Source organism: Stenotrophomonas sp. NA06056, assembly GCF_013364355.1.
GTDB lineage: Bacteria > Pseudomonadota > Gammaproteobacteria > Xanthomonadales > Xanthomonadaceae > Stenotrophomonas.
Map to the genome: position 1 here is coordinate 2,504,366 of NZ_CP054931.1, position 16,989 is coordinate 2,521,354.

General features: G+C 66.5%; 14 protein-coding genes. 7 read left to right on the forward strand and 7 right to left on the reverse strand.

The annotated features are described in order from the left end of the window. Positions 1 to 43: 43 nt before the first annotated feature. A complete protein-coding gene (locus HUT07_RS11090) occupies positions 44 to 637 on the forward strand; it encodes a TIGR00730 family Rossman fold protein (RefSeq protein ID WP_089240478.1) in 594 nt (197 codons plus the stop codon). A 19-nt stretch (positions 638 to 656) separates the two neighbouring features. Here HUT07_RS11090 and HUT07_RS11095 read toward each other — a convergent pair whose 3' ends face one another. Next, positions 657 to 3,503, reverse strand: a complete 2,847-nt coding sequence (locus tag HUT07_RS11095; protein ID WP_176021000.1) for an EAL domain-containing protein — start codon at positions 3,501 to 3,503, stop codon at positions 657 to 659. 247 nt (positions 3,504 to 3,750) lie between these two features. On the opposite strand from HUT07_RS11095, the gene HUT07_RS11100 reads away from it, so the two are divergent. From HUT07_RS11100 to HUT07_RS11120, 5 genes are all read left to right on the forward strand, one after another. Then, entirely contained in the window at positions 3,751 to 4,269 is a 519-nt protein-coding gene (locus tag HUT07_RS11100) for an RNA polymerase sigma factor (RefSeq protein WP_254898932.1), read from the forward strand. Beyond that, positions 4,266 to 5,264, forward strand: a complete 999-nt coding sequence (locus HUT07_RS11105; RefSeq protein WP_176021001.1) for a hypothetical protein — start codon at positions 4,266 to 4,268, stop codon at positions 5,262 to 5,264. The genes HUT07_RS11100 and HUT07_RS11105 overlap by 4 nt, the downstream gene beginning before the upstream one ends. A 34-nt stretch (positions 5,265 to 5,298) precedes the next feature. Then, positions 5,299 to 5,895: a YigZ family protein gene (locus HUT07_RS11110; protein ID WP_176021002.1), complete on the forward strand. Its 597-nt coding sequence runs from the start codon at positions 5,299 to 5,301 to the stop codon at positions 5,893 to 5,895. Next, positions 5,888 to 7,666: an ABC transporter transmembrane domain-containing protein gene (locus HUT07_RS11115; protein ID WP_176021003.1), complete on the forward strand. Its 1,779-nt coding sequence runs from the start codon at positions 5,888 to 5,890 to the stop codon at positions 7,664 to 7,666. The genes HUT07_RS11110 and HUT07_RS11115 overlap by 8 nt, the downstream gene beginning before the upstream one ends. A gap of 68 nt (positions 7,667 to 7,734) precedes the next feature. Beyond that, a complete protein-coding gene (locus tag HUT07_RS11120; RefSeq protein WP_088101408.1) occupies positions 7,735 to 7,929 on the forward strand; it encodes a hypothetical protein in 195 nt (64 codons plus the stop codon). A gap of 165 nt (positions 7,930 to 8,094) precedes the next feature. On the opposite strand, the gene HUT07_RS11125 is transcribed toward HUT07_RS11120, so the two are convergent. The 3 genes from HUT07_RS11125 to HUT07_RS11135 form a co-directional block, all read right to left on the reverse strand. Continuing rightward, on the reverse strand, positions 8,095 to 9,219 hold the full coding sequence (locus HUT07_RS11125; RefSeq protein WP_176021004.1) for a prephenate dehydrogenase: 1,125 nt from the start codon (positions 9,217 to 9,219) through the stop codon (positions 8,095 to 8,097). Next, positions 9,216 to 10,124, reverse strand: a complete 909-nt coding sequence (gene pdxY / locus HUT07_RS11130) for a pyridoxal kinase (protein ID WP_059063846.1) — start codon at positions 10,122 to 10,124, stop codon at positions 9,216 to 9,218. Before pdxY ends, HUT07_RS11125 begins: the two co-directional genes overlap by 4 nt. A gap of 662 nt (positions 10,125 to 10,786) precedes the next feature. Next, positions 10,787 to 11,986, reverse strand: coding sequence for an MFS transporter (locus HUT07_RS11135; RefSeq protein WP_176021005.1), 1,200 nt, complete (start codon positions 11,984 to 11,986; stop codon positions 10,787 to 10,789). A 72-nt stretch (positions 11,987 to 12,058) separates the two neighbouring features. Here HUT07_RS11135 and HUT07_RS11140 point away from each other — a divergent pair, with 72 nt between their 5' ends. Beyond that, on the forward strand, positions 12,059 to 12,856 hold the full coding sequence (locus HUT07_RS11140) for a helix-turn-helix transcriptional regulator (protein ID WP_176021006.1): 798 nt from the start codon (positions 12,059 to 12,061) through the stop codon (positions 12,854 to 12,856). A gap of 150 nt (positions 12,857 to 13,006) precedes the next feature. Here HUT07_RS11140 and dnaJ read toward each other — a convergent pair whose 3' ends face one another. The 3 genes from dnaJ to grpE all read right to left on the reverse strand — a co-directional run bounded on the left by dnaJ (position 13,007) and on the right by grpE (position 16,937). Further along, complete coding sequence (dnaJ, locus tag HUT07_RS11145; protein WP_025878872.1) at positions 13,007 to 14,140, reverse strand: molecular chaperone DnaJ; 1,134 nt, start codon at positions 14,138 to 14,140, stop codon at positions 13,007 to 13,009. A gap of 154 nt (positions 14,141 to 14,294) precedes the next feature. After that, complete coding sequence (gene dnaK / locus HUT07_RS11150; protein ID WP_099820185.1) at positions 14,295 to 16,220, reverse strand: molecular chaperone DnaK; 1,926 nt, start codon at positions 16,218 to 16,220, stop codon at positions 14,295 to 14,297. A 201-nt stretch (positions 16,221 to 16,421) separates the two neighbouring features. Then, positions 16,422 to 16,937, reverse strand: a complete 516-nt coding sequence (gene grpE / locus HUT07_RS11155; protein ID WP_176021007.1) for a nucleotide exchange factor GrpE — start codon at positions 16,935 to 16,937, stop codon at positions 16,422 to 16,424. Positions 16,938 to 16,989: the final 52 nt, after the last annotated feature.

Here is a 16,989-nt window from a genome sequence, read left to right on the forward strand (position 1 = left end):
CGGCGGCGGGGCGTTTTCGTTTCCGGCCAAGACAGGAAGATCCATGAAGTCGATCTGTGTGTACTGCGGTTCCAACGCTGGCAGCAAGCCGGTCTACACCGAACGCGCCATTGCGCTGGGCGATCGCATCGCCCGCGACGGCATGCGCCTGGTATACGGCGGCGGCAATGTCGGCCTGATGGGCACTGTGGCCAATGCCGTGCTCGCCGCCGGGGGTGAGGTCACCGGCGTGATTCCGCGCCAGCTGGCCGACTGGGAAGTGGCCCATCGCGGCCTGACCGAACTGGAGATCGTCGGCTCGATGCATGAGCGCAAGTCGCGCATGTTCGATCTGTCCGATGGCTTCGTCGCCCTGCCCGGCGGTTTCGGCACGATGGAAGAGATCTTCGAGATGCTGACCTGGCGCCAGCTCGGCATCGGCAACAAGCCCTGCGCGTTCCTCGATGTGGACGGCTTCTACGCGCCACTGATCGGCATGATCGATCGCATGGTGGAAGAGCGCTTCCTGCACCCCGAGCAGCGCCAGGACCTGTGGTACGGCTCGGACATCGAGGAGATGCTGACCTGGATGAAAAACTACCAGCCAGCCCAGGCCTCGAAGTGGATCGACGAGAAGCGCCGCGCGGCGCTGCGTTGAAGACGGCGTGCGCGGTGGCTCAGGCCGCCGCGCGCGTCCACGGCGCCGGCCGGCCCAGCAGGTAGCCCTGGCCGTAGTCGCAGCCGAGCTCGAACAGCGTGTCACGCTGCGCCTCGGTTTCGATGCCCTCGCCGATGGTCTCGATACCCAGCGTGCGGGCCAGTGACAGTACGCCCTCCACCAGCGCGCGCGTGCTCTGCGCCTCCGGCCCATGCAGGCCGGCAATGAAGCTCTGGTCGATCTTCAACGTGCTGATCGGGAAACGGTGCAGGTAGGACAGTGCCGAGAAGCCCGTGCCGAAATCATCCAGCTGCACCTGGATGCCGCGTTCGCGCAGCCCCTTCAGGATGCGCAGCGTATGCGGGCCATCGTCGAGCAGCGCGACCTCGGTGATCTCCAGGCGCAGCCGCCGCGGGTCCGCGTTGCAGGCCTCCAGCAGACCGTACAGCCGCCCGCTGAACTCGGCAGAGCGGAAATGCCGCGGCGACACGTTGACCGACACATAGCCACGCCCACCATCGGCCAGGCCGGCGATGACCTGCTCGTAGATCAACCAGTCGACCTGTTCGATCAGGCCGCTTTCCTCGCCCAGTTCCAGGAACGCGCCCGGCAGCAACAAGCCGCGGCGCTCGTGCTTCCAGCGCAGCAGCGCCTCATGACCGACCACCTCGCCATCGGACAGGCGGACGATCGGCTGGTAGAACGGCACGAAATCGCGATTGTTGATCGCCCGCCGCAGGTCGGCTTCCAGATCCAGGCTGCGCAGCGCCTGCTCGCGCATCTCCTCGTCGAAGATCGAGCAGCGGTCGTGACCCTGCGCCTTGGCGCGGTACATTGCTGCATCGGCATCGCGCAGCAGTTCCTCACCGGTGCGGTAACGCGGGTTCCACAGGGCGATGCCCAGGCTGCCAGAGGGAAACAGCTCGCGACCGGCGATCCACATCGACTCCTGCAGTGCCAGCAACAACCGCTGGCCGAAATCCAGGGCCTGCGCCAAACCCTCCGGACAGTGCAGCAGCACGGCGAACTCATCGCCGCCGAGGCGCGCGACCACGTCGTTCTCGGCGGCCATGGATACGATGCGTTTGGCCACTTCCACCAGCATGCGATCGCCGGCGGCATGGCCGATGCTGTCGTTCACCAGCTTGAAGCGGTCAAGGTCCAGGAACAGCACCGCGAACACAGGGCCACCTTCGCGCCGGGCCAGCGCCAGCGCATCCTGCAGCCTGTCCAGCAGGTGCAGGCGGTTGGGCAGTCCGGTCAGCGCGTCGTGCATGGCCTGATGGGTCAGCCGCTGCTCGGCGCGCAGGCGTTCGCCGATCTGGCCCAGCAGCTTGTCGTTGACCTCGGCCAGTTCGCGGGTGCGCTCTTCCACCCGTTTTTCCAACTCGGCATGCGCCGAGCGCAGGCGTTGCTGGTCGCGCTGGCGTGCAAGGCCGGTGCCGATGTTCTGTGCGACGAAGGTCAGCAGGCGCTGGTCATGCACGCTGAACTCGACCTGCTCGGTATAGCTCTGCACCACGATCGCGCCGACCACCTCGTCGTCGCGCAGCAAGGGCACCCCGAGCCAGCATTGCGAGCGTGCGCCGGATTCACGTACCTCGCCGGTTTCCAGCAACGCATCGATCTGCGCGCGTGAGGCCAGCAGGGGCCGACGATGGCGGACCACATACTCGGTCAGGCCACGGCTGAACGCGCGCGACGCGCGACTTGCGTTGTGCTCGTCGACCGAATAGACGAAATCCAGACCATCGCCCTTGGCATTGACCAGCGCAATATAGAAATTGCGCGCATCCAGCAGGCGCCCGACCACACCATGCACCTGCCCGTAGAACTGCGCCAGGCTGTCGGCCGACATCGCCATCTCTGCGATGTTGTACAGCGCGGTCTGCAGCTGTTCAGCACGGCGGCGCTCGACCACCTCTTCCTGAAGGCTGCGGTTTGCCCGCTGCAGCTCCAGCGTGCGCCGTTCCACCTGCTGCTCCAGCCGCACCTGCGCCTGGCGACGGTCCATGGCGGTCTGCACGTGCTGGGCGACAAAGCCCAGCAACGCCCGCTCGGCCTCGCCGTAGCGGGCCGCCTGCTCGTAGCTCTGCACCACGATCGCACCGCACACGCGGCCGTCGCGCAGCATCGGTACGCCCAGCCAGTCCAGGCTCTCCGGGCCGCGCTGCGGGTCGTGCTCCTGGTCCACCCGCGCCAGCAGCTCGCGCGATGGCCCGCTCAGCGGGCGACCATGCCGCAGCAACGCCACCGTCAGGCTGCGTGGCATTGCGTTGGCGTCATAGCTGTGGGAGGGGTCGGCAACGAAATCATCGACCTGGTCGGCAAAGTAAAGAAAGCGGATCTGCCCACGTACATCGTCGTACTCGACGATGTAGCAGTTCTCCGCATACATCAGCGTGCCCAGCACGCCATGCACGTGGCGCAGCATCTCGCCCATTTCCAGGTCGGCACCGGCCAGGTCGGCAATCTGGAACAAGGCCTGCTGCAACCGCTCGGCCTGTTCCAGCGCCTTGATCTGGCCGGCCTGCCGGTCGCGCTGCAAGGCCAGTTCCATCATCTGCCGGGACAGCCCCCACCAGGCGGGTGAAGGTGTCGCCCCCCGTACCGACAGCAACAGGCGGGCGCCGTCGTACTCCCAGCCGTGGCGACCTTCGGTGTGGTCCGCCAGCGGCTGCCAGACGTCCTCGTCATCGCCGCCGATCGGCCAACCGCCCTGCCCGCTGCCGAGCTGCGGATCGTCCCAGCCGACGCGCACGACCGCCGTTTCCGGCAGCAGCGCATGCAGCGCGCGCACCAGCGCCGCGCTCAGCACAGGCTCGTTGTGTGACGCTTGCAGCGCGCGGTCGGATTCGGTGGACAAATGACGTTCTCTTGGCGCCGCCTGAGCGCCGCCTCCCCTGAATTACCGAGCATAACGCGCCACCCGGGGGGCAATGGAAGCCCGGTAACCCCGAAACGTGCCCTCGGGCGTTTTTCCTGTCGATCCTCTCCCGATTCCCGCCGTGACCCTCGCCCTGTCCCACGCCATCGCCGGCTATGCGCCATCGTCTGCAGGGCTTACCCTGTACGGCGTGGATGCCAGCGCCCTGCCAACCGATGAAGCCTTGATGCTGGCCTGGGCCGCCGGCGACGTGCACGCGTTTGAAAGCCTGTATGCGCGTCATCGCAAACGCCTGTTCGGCTTCCTGCTGCGGCAACTGCGCGACACTGCGCTGGCCGAGGAGATGTTCCAGGACGTGTGGCAGCGGGTAATCAGCGCGCGGGCCGGCTGGCAGGCTGAAGCGGCCTTCAGCACCTGGCTGTTCCGTATCGCCCACAACCGCCTGAACGACCACTGGCGTGCCGCCCGTCATCGTCCTGCTGCACCGGTCGATGCCGATCTGCGCCTGGCCGCGCTGGAGGATGGGCAGACACCGGAAGCGGAACTGTCCGAATTCGAGCAACGTCGCCGCATCCAACTGGCGATGGAAGAACTGCCCGCAGAACAGCGCGAAGTGCTGCAGCTGCGGCTGGAACAGGAACTGAGCCTGGAGGAGATCGGCCAGATCACCGGCGTTGGCCGGGAAACAGTGAAATCGCGGCTGCGCTATGCGATGGACAAGCTGCGTGCGGGACTGAACGCATGAACCGAGATGATCCACTGACGCCGGAAGAACGCGAGCTGGCGCGCCTGCTGGGGCGCCGCGCCGAACAGGGCCCTCCACCGGCGCTGGATGCGGCGATCCTGGCCGCTGCGCGTGCGGCCGTGGACGCGCCGGCACGCGAGGCGACCCCGCCCCCGGCGGCACCGCGCACGCTGCGCCCGCGTCGCCGCTGGCCGGCCGTGTTCGGGGTAGCCGCATCAGCGGTGTTTGCCGTGGGTATCGCCTGGCAGATGCGCCCGGAGCCGCCGTCGGCCCCTGCGGAGGCGGTTGCCACCGCGCCGGTTGCACAGGAGGAAGTGGCGGCCGATGCGAGCGCCGAAGGCATGGCCTCCAACAGTGCGGCCGCAGATGTCGCGGCCGCCGAACCAGTGCCTGCACCGACGACAGCACCGGTACCTGCGGCGGCAGAAGCAGCTCCGGCTCCGGCACCGGTCATCACCGACGTGCCGAAACCCGCACCCGCCATACCCCGGCAGGCACCTGCTCCGATGATGGCTCCGGCACAGGCACCGCCATCTGCGCCCGCAGCCGACACGGCCTTTGCCGCGCCGGCGATGCCTGCGGCAGCACCACCCGCACCCGAGGCCTATTCGGTGCCTGCGCCTGCCTCCGCGCCGACGGTGCCTGCCGCCGCGATGCGGGCGCGCAAGGCCACGGCGGCAACTGCGGAATCCATGTCCTCCGCGCAGGCCATCGCCGAAGACCGCATTGCCCTCACCGCGGCCAAGCAGGACGCCGCCGGCCGAACCGCACCTGGGGTCATGCGCCGCGCCAGCGATGCAGGCCTCAGCGCAGAGGCCGTGCAGGCCGAAGTGCAGGCCGACGCCGGGCTGCCTCGCCGGCAATGGCTGCAGAAGATCCGCGAGCGTCGCGACGCCGGCCAGCGTGACCTGGCCCGGGCGAGCCTGGAGCGCTACCTGCAGACCTATCCCGAGGCGCGCCTGCCGAAGGATGTGCGGCCATTGCTGGACGACTGAAGCACGTCGACGGCAAGCCCGTAGAATGAAGGGAATGCCCGATACCCTCGCCCAACCGGTCAGCTACACCCTCGACGTCAAGCACAGCCGCTTCATCGCGCATGCCGCGCCGATCGAGGGTGCGTCTGCTGCGCTGGCATTTCTGCAGGATGTGGCCGTGGCCGATGCAACCCACAACTGCTGGGCCTACCGGCACGGCCAGGACTATCGTTCCAGCGACGATGGCGAACCCGCCGGCACCGCTGGACGGCCGATCCTGGCGGCCATCGACGGCCAGGGCTTCGACCGGGTGATGGTGGTGGTCACCCGATGGTTCGGAGGCATCAAGCTGGGCGCCGGTGGCCTGGTCCGCGCGTACGGCGGCGCCGCTGCCGAATGCCTGCGCACCGCGCCGCGCCTGCCGCTGGTCGCGATGGCGCGGCTGCAGCTGATTGCCGGGTTCGAGGACCTGGGCGCACTGCACGCGGCCCTGCCCGCCCACGCCGCCGAAAAGCGCGATGAACAGTTCGATGCCAATGGCGTGAAATTGCGGGTGGAATTGCCCGCAGACCAGGTCGACGCATTGAAAATCCGCCTGCGCGACGCCACCCGTGATCGTATCCGCATCCAAGATGACCCCCTCGATGACTGACAAGGACGCACCGGCCACCGACCCGGCCGCCCCGCCGCTGCGCCGACTCGGCAGCCTGCGCACGCTGTGGCCGTTCGTGCGCCGCCACAGCGGGCTGTTCAGCGCCTGGCTGCTGGCCCTGGCCGTTTCTTCGGCAGCAACCCTCAGCCTGCCGCCGGCCGTGAAGCAGATGATCGACCATGGCTTCAGCAGTGGTGGCCAGATCAACCGCGCCTTTGCGCTGCTGATGCTCGTTGCGGTGGTGCTGGCGCTGGCGACGGCTGCGCGCTTCTACTTTGTGTCGCTGCTCGGCGAGAAGGTGGTGGCCGATCTGCGCAGCCGCCTGTACGCGCACCTGATCCAGCTTGGCGCTGGCTTCCACGACCGCAGCCGCAGCGGCGAACTGGTATCGCGCCTGACCGCCGACAGCGAACTGCTGCGCAGCGTGGTCGGCTCGACCATGTCCGTGGCGCTGCGCAGCAGCGTCACCGTGGTCGGCAGCCTGGCGATGCTGTTCGTCACCAGCCCGCGGCTGGCCGCATGGTCGCTGCTCGGCATCCCGCTGGCGGTGCTGCCGATCATCATCGGCGCGCGCAAGCTGCGCACCATTGCACGCAGCAGCCAGGACCGCATCGCCGATGCCAACAGCCTGGCCAGCGAAACGTTGGGCGCGGTGCGCACGGTGCAGGCGCATGCGCGCGAGCCCTACGAGCGCGGCCGTTTCGACCATGCGCTGGGCGATGCGATCCGTGCCGCACGTCGGCGCATCGGCGCGCAGTCGCTGGTCACCGCCAGTGCCATCCTGCTGGTGTTCGGTGCGATCGTCGGCGTGTTGTGGCTGGGCGCGCACGACGTCATCGACGGACGACTCAGCGCCGGCACGCTGGGCCAGTTCGTGCTGTACGCACTGATTGGCGGCGGCTCGGTCGGTGCGCTGGCCGAAGTATGGAACGAACTGCAGCGCGCGTCCGGCGGCATGGGCCGCATCGGCGAGCTGCTGCAGGAAGACATCGAGATCCGTGCGCCGGCCAAGCCGCATGCACTGCCACAGCCGCTGCGTGGCGAGATCCACTTCGACGACGTGGTGTTCAACTATCCGCAGCGACCGGACCAGGCCGCACTGGACCATTTCACCCTGCACGTGCGCCCGGGTGAAACCGTCGCACTGGTGGGTCCGTCAGGCGCGGGCAAGAGCACGGTGCTGTCGATGCTGCTGCGCTTCCACGATCCGGCCACCGGCCGCATCTGCGTGGATGGCATCGACGTGCGCGACGTCGATCCGGCCGCTCTTCGCGCGCAGCTGGCCCTTGTGCCGCAGCAGCCGACATTGTTCGCCGCCAGCGCACGCGACAACATCCGCTATGGCCGGCTGCAGGCCAGCGACGCCGAGGTGGAAGATGCCGCCCGCGCCGCCGAGGCCGACGCCTTCCTGCGTGCGCTGCCAGAGGGCTACGACAGCGAACTGGGCGAGCGCGGTGCCCGCCTGTCCGGTGGCCAGCAGCAGCGCGTGGCCATCGCTCGCGCGCTGTTGAAAGACGCACCGATCCTGCTGCTCGACGAAGCCACCAGCGCACTGGATGCGCAGAGCGAGCATGGCGTGCAGCAGGCGCTGGAACGATTGATGGCCGGGCGCACCACGGTGGTCATCGCCCACCGGCTGGCAACCGTGCTGAGGGCTGATCGCATCGTGGTGATGGACCATGGCCGCATCGTGGCCGAGGGCACGCATGCGCAGCTGCTGGCTGAAGGCGGCCTGTATGCCGAGCTTGCACGCCTGCAGTTCATCGATTGATGACGGCCGGCTAACACCGGCCGGATCACTCTGGCGGCGTCGCGAAGAACCGCTGAAGGAGGTCACGCATGTCGTTCCGTCAGTTCCCCGCTGTCGACAGCAATGGCGAAAGCCACATCATCATCGAGTTCAAGCCCGAGGCCAGCGGCAGCGGGCATGGCTCCGAGACGACCCCGCGATATGAACTCGATGACGGCCGCCAGCTGGTGCGCAACGGTCGCGAGTTCACCACCAGCGGCGGTGAAGTCAGGTTGTCGATCTAGCGCTCCGCTGCAGCGCCGCGCCGCGCTTGGCTCACCTTCTGCTCCATGAAAAAAGGTTGGCCATTTTTTGACCAACCATCTTGACAGCCTTGCCTGCCAAGGCCTGCGGACGGTTATCCACATGTTTGCGCAGAAGCCATCCACACGCCCTGTGGATGAATGGCACTACGCGAGCACCCGACCGATCCCGCTGGCATCCACCTCGGCGGCGGCGGCGGCGATAGCCTCTGGCTGGCTGCCCGCCACGAAGCCGATGCGGAAATGCACTTCGCCCGCCGGTGTGCGCGAGGAGTGGATCGACGCCAGGCTGATGCCATGCTGCTCGAACACGTTCAGCAGTTCGCGCAAGGAACCGGCGCGGTCCTCAGGCAGATGCACCGACAGTGCGTTGCGCTCGGTCAGGTCGGCCAGCAGATAACCAACGCGTTCGAAGGTGTAGTTTCCCGCAGCCAGCGCCTGGTCGCCGAAAGCGCTCCTGTTGGCACCCAGCAGTTCCTGACGGAACGCACCACGCGCAGCATCGTCTCCCTGCCCGACCTGCGCCTGCAGGGTCTGCAGCTGGCCGATCAGGCGTTGCAGCATCGGCGCCACATAGGGATTGCCGAACTGGATGTCCTCGTAGATCGCCGGATTCAGCGACAGGATGCGCGAGATGATCGCCGTATCCAGTTCGAACGAAGCTGATCGATACGGCAGCATCGCCGCCAGCGTGCCCAACTGCGGCTGGTACTCGCGCAGCACACCGGCCTGGGCCAGATGGGTCGCATGCACCATCGCCTGCACCAGCGCCATCATCTGGTCATGGTGCTGCGGCGTGGCCCGCACGCATTCGGCCTGCAGCGCCAGGCACAACGCGTCGACCCAGGGCCGCCAATGCTGCAGGCGCGCCTCGCAGACCACCATCACCCGGCCCTTCAGGTTCGGCGCCTTGGGCGGCGCGGTCATCGGATGCAGGCCCACCACCTCGGCCCGCGAGGCCAACATCGCCTGCACCGGCGCTTCCTTCACCGAAGTCACATCCAGCCACAGGCGTTCCTGCTCGCGACCCGCCGACAGCCGCGCATACTCGGCAATCAACGCGGACGTATGCCGGATCGGTGCGGAGAACACCAGCACATCGGCCTGTTCCAGCAGCTGCTCCGGCGCATGCGAGCCCGGGTCAGCCGGATCGTGGCCGATCACCCGTACCTGCATGTGCTGTTCGAAGAAGCGAGTCAGCCAGCGCCCATAGGCGCCGGCACTGCCGACGATGCCGATCGTGCGCGGCGTGCGTTCGTGCAGCGCGCTCATGCCAGGCGTTCAGCGCGGAAGCGCATCCCGTCGGCCAGTGCCGCCGGCGCGGCCGCGATCACGTCGAATTCTTCGAAGCCATGGGCCAGGGTGGCCTCCAGCGCCGCATGAGTGCCGGCGATGGCACGCGAGATGGCCATCTGCATCGGCTCACCTCGCAGCAGGAAGGACACCATCAGCGACATCAGCACGTCACCGGTGCCTGCCACATCGACCGGCAGCAGCGGCGAGGTCCAGCGCCAGGTTTCCTCGCGACCCACAGCGAGCGTCACCAGTTCGCCCGGATTGCCGCCCACGCTGTGTGCCAGCACCCACTGCGGACCGCGTGCCAGCAGTGCGCGCGAAGCGGCGATGGCATCGGCTTCAGCCAGCGCCGGCATGCCGGTCAGGCGACCGAGTTCGAAGGCATTCGGGGTGACCAGCCAGGCGTGTGGCAGCAGGCGCTCAGCGAAGATCGCTTCCAGGCCGGGCTCCACGTAAGGACCGGTGTGGGTGTCGCCGATCACCGGGTCCAGGCAGTAACGCAGCTGCGGGCACGCCGGTAGGATTTCATCCAGCCAATCGGCAAACGCGGCACCATTTGCGGCGCTGCCGAAATAGCCGGACACCAGCATCTTTGCCCGTTGCGGAAGACCACGCTCGTGCGTGCCGAGCAGCAGGTCGGCGAACCAGTCGCTGGGCAGCACACGGCCACGGGTGGTCTCGTAGAACGGCGCATTGCTCAGCAGCGTGGTCGGGATCGAGGCCACGCGCACACCGAGCGCGCGCATCGGTGGCAGCGCGGCGCTGTTGCCGGCATGGCCGTAAACCAATTGTGATTGGACCGAAATGACATCGATCGGCGAAGGGCCGTCGGGCCGCTGGCGGCGGCCGTGGACCAGGTGGTTGTCGAGGGATTCGCTCATGCCCGCATTCTACGCCCGGTGAGGGGTTCGGCAGGGCTTGCAGCCCTGCACCTGCAGAGGCAACAGCCACGGCAACAGCAACAGCGGCATTCCGGGAGATGGCGGGGCACTGTGGGTTTGCGGGGCCGCCGCAAGTACGTCCATGTAGGCTTGGTCGCCGCTTGCTCGTGTGCGCTGTCCTGCGCACACGGCAAGACCGGGGTTGGGCATCCTGCCCAACCCGCCCGAGGCATGCCTCGGGCCCATGCGGCTCACACCCCGCAAACCCACAGTGCCCCGCCTTCGACAGTTCCCCGCGTAGATCCACGCCATGCGTGGATGAATCTCCATCGAAATCGAATATTTCGACAATTGATCGAAAAACATCCACGCATGGCGTGGATCTACGTGTCGACCAAGGTCGACACCCACCAGAGCAGAATGCTGTTCCAACGGATCGCAGAGAACTGTCGAAGGCGGGGTGGGTCCGGTTGCGGGGGCGTGAGCGCCATGGATGGCGCGACCGAGCTTACATGGACGTACTTGCAGCGTCCCCCGCAACCGGACCCACCCCGCCATCCCACGGAATGCACGCTTCTGCCGTTGCCGTTGCCGTTGCCGTTGCCGTTGCCTTGGCTTGAAGCCTCTGCGGGTGCAGGGCGCAGCCCTGCAGAAGAACCCCCTCAGTGCGCAGCAGGCCTGGACGACGGCAACCATGCCGCCACGATGCCCAGCAACGGCAGGAACGCGGTGAGCTGGTAGACGAATTCAATGCTGGTCCTGTCGGCCAACAAACCGAGCACGGCTGCGCCGAGACCGCCCATACCGAAGGCGAAACCAAAGAACAGCCCCGACACCATACCGATCCGGTGCGGCATCATTTCCTGCGCGTAGACCACGATGGCCGAGAACGCGGAAGACAGCACGAAGCCAATCAACACCGCCAATATCGTGGTCCACAGCAGATCCGCATGCGGCAGTATCAGTGCGAACGGTGCCACGCCCAGGATCGAGGCCCAGATGATCGGCTTGCGGCCGATACGATCGCCCAGCGGCCCGCCAAAGAAGCCACCCGCAGCGGACGCCACCAGGAAGGCAAACAGATGCAGCTGCGCCTGCGCCACCGGAATCCCGAAGTGATGCATCAGGTAGAAGGTGAAATAGCTGCCGATGCTCGCCATGTAGAAGTATTTGCTGAAGATCAGCACTAGCAGGATGGCCAGCACCCGGGCGATCGTGCGTGGCGGATGGCGTGCGGCAACTGCGCTGTGTGCTGCTGGACGGGGTGCGCCAAGGTGTAGCGAATACCAGCGGCCGACATAGGTCAGCAGGGCAATGCCGATCAACGCCGCACCGGCAAACCACGATGCGGAATGCTGGCCGTAGGGCACGATCACTGCTGCGGCGATCAACGGCCCCAGTGCCGTACCGAAGTTACCCCCCACCTGGAACACCGACTGCGCCAGGCCATGCCGTCCGCCGGAGGCCAAGCGCGCGATGCGCGAGGCTTCCGGATGGAAGATGGCCGAACCAATGCCGACCAGTGCGGCGGCCAGCAGCACCATCGCGTAATTGGGCGCGAAGCCGAGCAGCAGCATGCCGCACAGGGTCGAGGCCATGCCGATCGGCAGCGAATACGGGGCGGGCCGGCGGTCAGTGGCAAGCCCGACCAGCGGCTGGAAGATCGAGGCGGTGAGCTGGTAGGTCAGCGTGATCAGGCCGATCTGCGTGAAGCTGAGGTTGAAGCCCCCTTTGATCACCGGATAGATGGCCAGGATCAGCGACTGCATCATGTCGTTGACCATGTGCGAGCTGGAAATCGCCGCCAGCACTCCTGGCGATACGGGGCGGGTGGATACGGCGGGAGAAGCCAAGGCGGACATGGACACAGTCAGGTTGGGGGCGAGCCACGCATGCTACGGTTGCCCTTTCCTCCCTTCTGCCGCGTTCAGGTCATGGCCTATCGCAAAAAGGACATTCCCAGCGACGTCGATCCGGCCGCGCCATGGCGCGACGTACCTCAACATCGCCCGGTCACCTATCGGGTCACCCAGTACCCGGCCGGCACCCACATCCCAGGGCACAAGCACCAGCGTCACCAGCTGGTCTACGCCATCTCGGGACTGATGGTGGTGCGCTCGGAAGTGGGTCGCTGGGTGGTGCCTTCGACCCGCGCGATCTGGATGCCGGCCGGCATGGTGCACGCGGTGGATTGCATCGCCGCCGTACACATGCGCAGCCTGTACATCGAGCCGTCGTTCGCCCCACAGCTGCCGGCCGAACCGTTCGCCGTGCAGGTCGCACCGCTGCTGCGCGAGCTGCTGCAGGCGGCCACGCTGATCAAGGGTGAGCACATCGAAGACAGCCGCGATGGTCGCGTGGTGCGCCTGCTGCTGGACGAACTGCATCGCATGGACGTATTGCCATTGCATCTGCCCGCGCCTACCGACCCCCGGCTGCAGCGGATCTGCCAGCACCTGCAGAAGCATCCCGGCGATGACGCCACGCTGCTCGACTGGTCACAGGCGCTGGAGGTGGACGCGAAAACCATCCAGCGTCATTTTGCCGGCGAACTGGGCATGACCTTCGGCCAGTGGCGCCAGCAGGCGCGGCTGCTGGCGGCGTTGGAACGATTGGCGGTTGGTGACAAAGTCATCGATGTCGCGCTGGCGATGGGCTACGACAGCCCGAGTGCGTTCACCAGCATGTTCAAGCGGCAGCTGGGACTGACGCCAGCGGCGTTTTTCCGTTGATCCTTTGAACAGCATCCACGCATGGCGTGGATCTACCAGACCTGGCATTCCCGGTAGCGCGGGGCCAAGTCCGGCAGCATGCATTGAACAGCCGGAAACAAGAACGCCGGGCATCGCCCGGCGCTGTCGTTCAACGTTCCCGTTGAAAACTCAGGACGTCATCCGGTCCCAGAAGCCCTTCACGCCATCGATGAAGGTGGCCGACTTCGGCGAATGCTTGCGTGCGTCCTCGCCGTTGAAGGTGGCCTCGAACTGCTCCAGCAGCTTGCGCTGGTCGCTGGTGAGGTTGACCGGCGTCTCCACCACCACGCGGCAGTACAGGTCGCCTTCGCTGCGGCTGCGCACCGAACGAACACCCTTGCCGCGCAGGCGGAACAGCTTGCCGGTCTGGGTCTCGGCCGGGATGCGGATCTCCGCTTCGCCACCCAGGGTGGCCACGCGCACGGTGTCGCCCAGCGCGGCCTGCGAAATGCGGATCGGCACTTCACAGTGCAGGTCATCGCCGTCGCGCTGGAAGATGTGGTGCTCACGCACGCGTACTTCCACGTACAGATCGCCCGGCGGTGTACCGGCCGGACCGGCCTCACCCTCACCCGCCAGGCGGATGCGGTCGCCGGTATCCACGCCTGCCGGCACCTTCACCGACAGCACCTTGTCTTCTTCGACACGGCCGTTGCCGTGGCAGGTCTTGCAGGGCTTGGCGATGATCTGGCCGCGGCCACCACAGTTGTGGCAGGCCTGCTGCATGGCGAAGATGCCGCGCTGGATGCGCACCTGGCCGCGACCATGGCAGACGTTGCAGGTCTCGACCTTGCCGTCTTCCGAGCCGCTGCCATCGCAATCACCACACTCGGCCAGGGTCGGAATCTCGATGCGGCGTTCAACGCCACGCACCGCTTCTTCCAGGTCCAGCTCCATCACGTAGCCGATGTCGGCGCCACGGCGCGCCTGGCGCGGACCGCCACCGCCGGCACCACCAAAGATGTTGCCGAAGATGTCGCCGAAGATGTCGTTCATGTCCGGACCGCCCGGGCCACCACCGCCACCGCCCATGCCGTGTTCGAACGCGGCGTGGCCATGGCTGTCGTACATGCGGCGCTTGTTGCCGTCGGACAGTACTTCGTAGGCTTCCTTGCACTCCTTGAAGGAGGCTTCGGCCGCCGCATCACCCGGGTTGCGGTCCGGGTGGAATTTCATCGCGCAACGACGATAGGACTTCTTCAGTTCTTCGTCGGTGGCGGTGCGGGCAACGCCCAGCACTTCGTAGTAATCGCGCTTGCTCATATCGTGGATCGCATTCCGGAAAGTCGGGATTCGTCAAAGCGGAAGAGCGGAACCAGGTCCGCTCTTGCGTCGGGCGCCCCGACGCGCCAGAGGGCGGTCAGGACCCTGATACAACAACGGGACGCTGGCAAGCAGCGTCCCGCGTCGGTCCGGATCAGGACTTCTTGTCGTCCTTGACTTCGGTGAACTCGGCGTCCACCACGTCATCCTGCGCCTTGCCCGCATTGCCAGCATCGGCACCCGGGGCGGCACCGCCCTGGTCGGCCGAAGCGGCCGCGAACAGCGACTGGCCGGCTTCTTCCAGCACCTTCGACTTGGCTTCGATCTGTGCCTTGTCGTCACCCTTCATCGCGGTTTCCAGATCGGCCAGGGCCGCTTCGACCTTGCCGATCACTTCGCCACCGACCTTGCTGCCGTGCTCGGTGATCGCGCTGCGGGTGCCATGGATCAGGGCATCGGCCTGGTTGCGGGCCTGCACCAGCTCCTGGAACTTCTTGTCTTCTTCGCGGTTGGCTTCCGCGTCGGCGACCATGCGCGCGATTTCTTCCTCGGACAGACCCGAACCGGCCTTGATCTCGACCTTCTGTTCCTTGTTGGTCTTCTTGTCCTTGGCCGACACGTGCAGGATGCCGTTGGCGTCGATGTCGAAGGACACTTCCACCTGCGGCAGGCCACGCGGGGCCGGCTCGATGCCGGACAGGTCGAACTTGGCCAGCGACTTGTTGAAGCGGGCCTGTTCGCGCTCACCCTGCAGTACGTGCACGGTCACGGCCGACTGGTTGTCCTCGGCGGTGGAGAACACCTGCGAGGCCTTGGTCGGGATGGTGGTGTTCTTCTCGATGATCTTGGTGAACACACCGCCCATGGTTTCGATACCCAGCGACAGCGGGGTCACGTCCAGCAGCAGCACGTCCTTGACGTCACCGCCGAGCACGCCGCCCTGGATCGCCGCACCCAGTGCCACGGCTTCGTCCGGGTTGACGTCCTTGCGCGGTTCCTTGCCGAAGAACTCGGTGACCGCCTGCTGCACCTTCGGCATGCGGGTCTGGCCACCGACCAGGATCACTTCGCTGATGTCGCTCGAACGCAGGCCGGCGTCGTTCAACGCGACGCGGCACGGCTCGATCGACTTCTTGATCAGCTCTTCCACCAGCGACTCCAGCTTGGCGCGGGTCAGCTTGATGTTCAGGTGCTTCGGACCCGACGCGTCAGCGGTGACGTACGGCAGGTTCACTTCGGTCTGCTGGGCGCTGGACAGCTCGATCTTGGCGCGCTCGGCAGCATCCTTCAGGCGCTGCAGGGCCAGCGGATCCTTGCGCAGGTCGATGCCCTGGTCCTTGTTGAACTCTTCAACCAGGTACTCGATGACGCGGTTGTCGAAGTCTTCGCCGCCCAGGAAGGTGTCACCGTTGGTGGCCAGCACTTCGAACTGCTTTTCACCATCGACGTTGGCGATCTCGATGACCGAAACGTCGAAGGTGCCGCCGCCCAGGTCGTACACAACGATCTTGCGATCCTTGTTGTCGCCCTTGTCCAGGCCATAGGCCAGCGCGGCCGCGGTCGGCTCGTTGATGATGCGCTTGACGTCCAGGCCGGCGATGCGGCCGGCGTCCTTGGTGGCCTGGCGCTGGCTGTCGTTGAAGTAGGCCGGCACGGTGATGACCGCTTCGGTGACCTTCTCACCGAGGAAGTCCTCTGCGGTCTTCTTCATCTTTTCCAGCACCTTGGCCGAGATTTCCTGCGGCGCCATCTTCTTGGCATCGCTGGTGGCGACCCAGGCGTCGCCATTGTCATGGGCCAGGATGCTGTACGGAACGTGCGCGATGTCCTTCTGCACTTCGGCGTCGGTGAACTTGCGGCCGATCAGGCGCTTCACCGCGTAGAAGGTGTTCTTCGGGTTGGTCACGGCCTGGCGCTTGGCCGAGGCACCGACCAGGACTTCGCCGTCCTTGGTGTAGGCGACGATCGACGGGGTGGTGCGATCGCCTTCCGAATTTTCGATGACGCGGGCCTTGCCGCCGTCCATGATCGCCACGCACGAGTTGGTGGTGCCGAGGTCGATACCAATGATCTTGCCCATGGGGGACTCCTTGAAGGATGTTGTTTTTGTCAGTCCGGCCGTTCGGCCGGTGGATGAATGGGATGTGGGGGAGGCTCGTGGAACATTCAAGCCATCCCCCGAACGCTGTGTTTCCGTTCGCCGAATACGTTCAGCGTCGGTCGTGCCGATGCCCCGTCCGGGGCAGGGAAACCCGCGCCAGGCTTGGCCCGGCGCGCGCCGTCAATCGGCGGCAACCACCACCAGCGCCGGCCGCAGCAGGCGCTCGTTGAGCAGGTAACCCTTCTGGAACACGGTCACCACGCTGCCCGGGGCGGCACCGGGGGTGGCGACCTGGCTGATGGCCTGGTGGTGTTCCGGGTTGAACGGCTGGCCGGTCGGGTCCAGCAGGACCAGGCCATTGTCGGCGGCCACCTTCAGCAGCTGCCTGTAGGTCATTTCCAGACCTTCACGCAGCGGATGGGCATCGTCGCCGGCGGCCTTGAGGCCGGCATCGAGGCTGTCGAATACCGGCAGCAGCTCGCCCAGCAGCTTCTCGTTGGCGAACTTGCGCGCCTGCTCGATGTCGCGGGCCACGCGCTTGCGCTGGTTGTCGAGGTCGGCGCGCTCACGCAGCGCTTCGGCCTTGACCTGCTCCACTTCGGCGCGGAGCTGTTCGATCTGTTCGTTGACGCCCTCGGCGGCAGCTGCGTCGGCGGCGGCCTGCTGGGCGGCGATGTCTGGCTGATCTTGATTCATGTCTGGGTCCCTGGCGGTCACTCTCCGCCTCCACCCACCCTAGTGTGGGCGG

Coding starts and splice junctions, on each gene's coding strand:
- HUT07_RS11090 (WP_089240478.1), top strand. CDS start 44: ATGAAGTCGATCTGTGTGTACTGCGGTTCCAACGCTGGCAGCAAGCCG.
- HUT07_RS11100 (WP_254898932.1), top strand. CDS start 3,751: ATGCTGGCCTGGGCCGCCGGCGACGTGCACGCGTTTGAAAGCCTGTAT.
- HUT07_RS11105 (WP_176021001.1), top strand. CDS start 4,266: ATGAACCGAGATGATCCACTGACGCCGGAAGAACGCGAGCTGGCGCGC.
- HUT07_RS11110 (WP_176021002.1), top strand. CDS start 5,299: ATGCCCGATACCCTCGCCCAACCGGTCAGCTACACCCTCGACGTCAAG.
- HUT07_RS11115 (WP_176021003.1), top strand. CDS start 5,888: ATGACTGACAAGGACGCACCGGCCACCGACCCGGCCGCCCCGCCGCTG.
- HUT07_RS11120 (WP_088101408.1), top strand. CDS start 7,735: ATGTCGTTCCGTCAGTTCCCCGCTGTCGACAGCAATGGCGAAAGCCAC.
- HUT07_RS11125 (WP_176021004.1), bottom strand. CDS start 9,219: ATGAGCGCGCTGCACGAACGCACGCCGCGCACGATCGGCATCGTCGGC.
- pdxY (WP_059063846.1), bottom strand. CDS start 10,124: ATGAGCGAATCCCTCGACAACCACCTGGTCCACGGCCGCCGCCAGCGG.
- HUT07_RS11135 (WP_176021005.1), bottom strand. CDS start 11,986: ATGTCCGCCTTGGCTTCTCCCGCCGTATCCACCCGCCCCGTATCGCCA.
- HUT07_RS11140 (WP_176021006.1), top strand. CDS start 12,059: ATGGCCTATCGCAAAAAGGACATTCCCAGCGACGTCGATCCGGCCGCG.
- dnaJ (WP_025878872.1), bottom strand. CDS start 14,140: ATGAGCAAGCGCGATTACTACGAAGTGCTGGGCGTTGCCCGCACCGCC.
- dnaK (WP_099820185.1), bottom strand. CDS start 16,220: ATGGGCAAGATCATTGGTATCGACCTCGGCACCACCAACTCGTGCGTG.
- grpE (WP_176021007.1), bottom strand. CDS start 16,937: ATGAATCAAGATCAGCCAGACATCGCCGCCCAGCAGGCCGCCGCCGAC.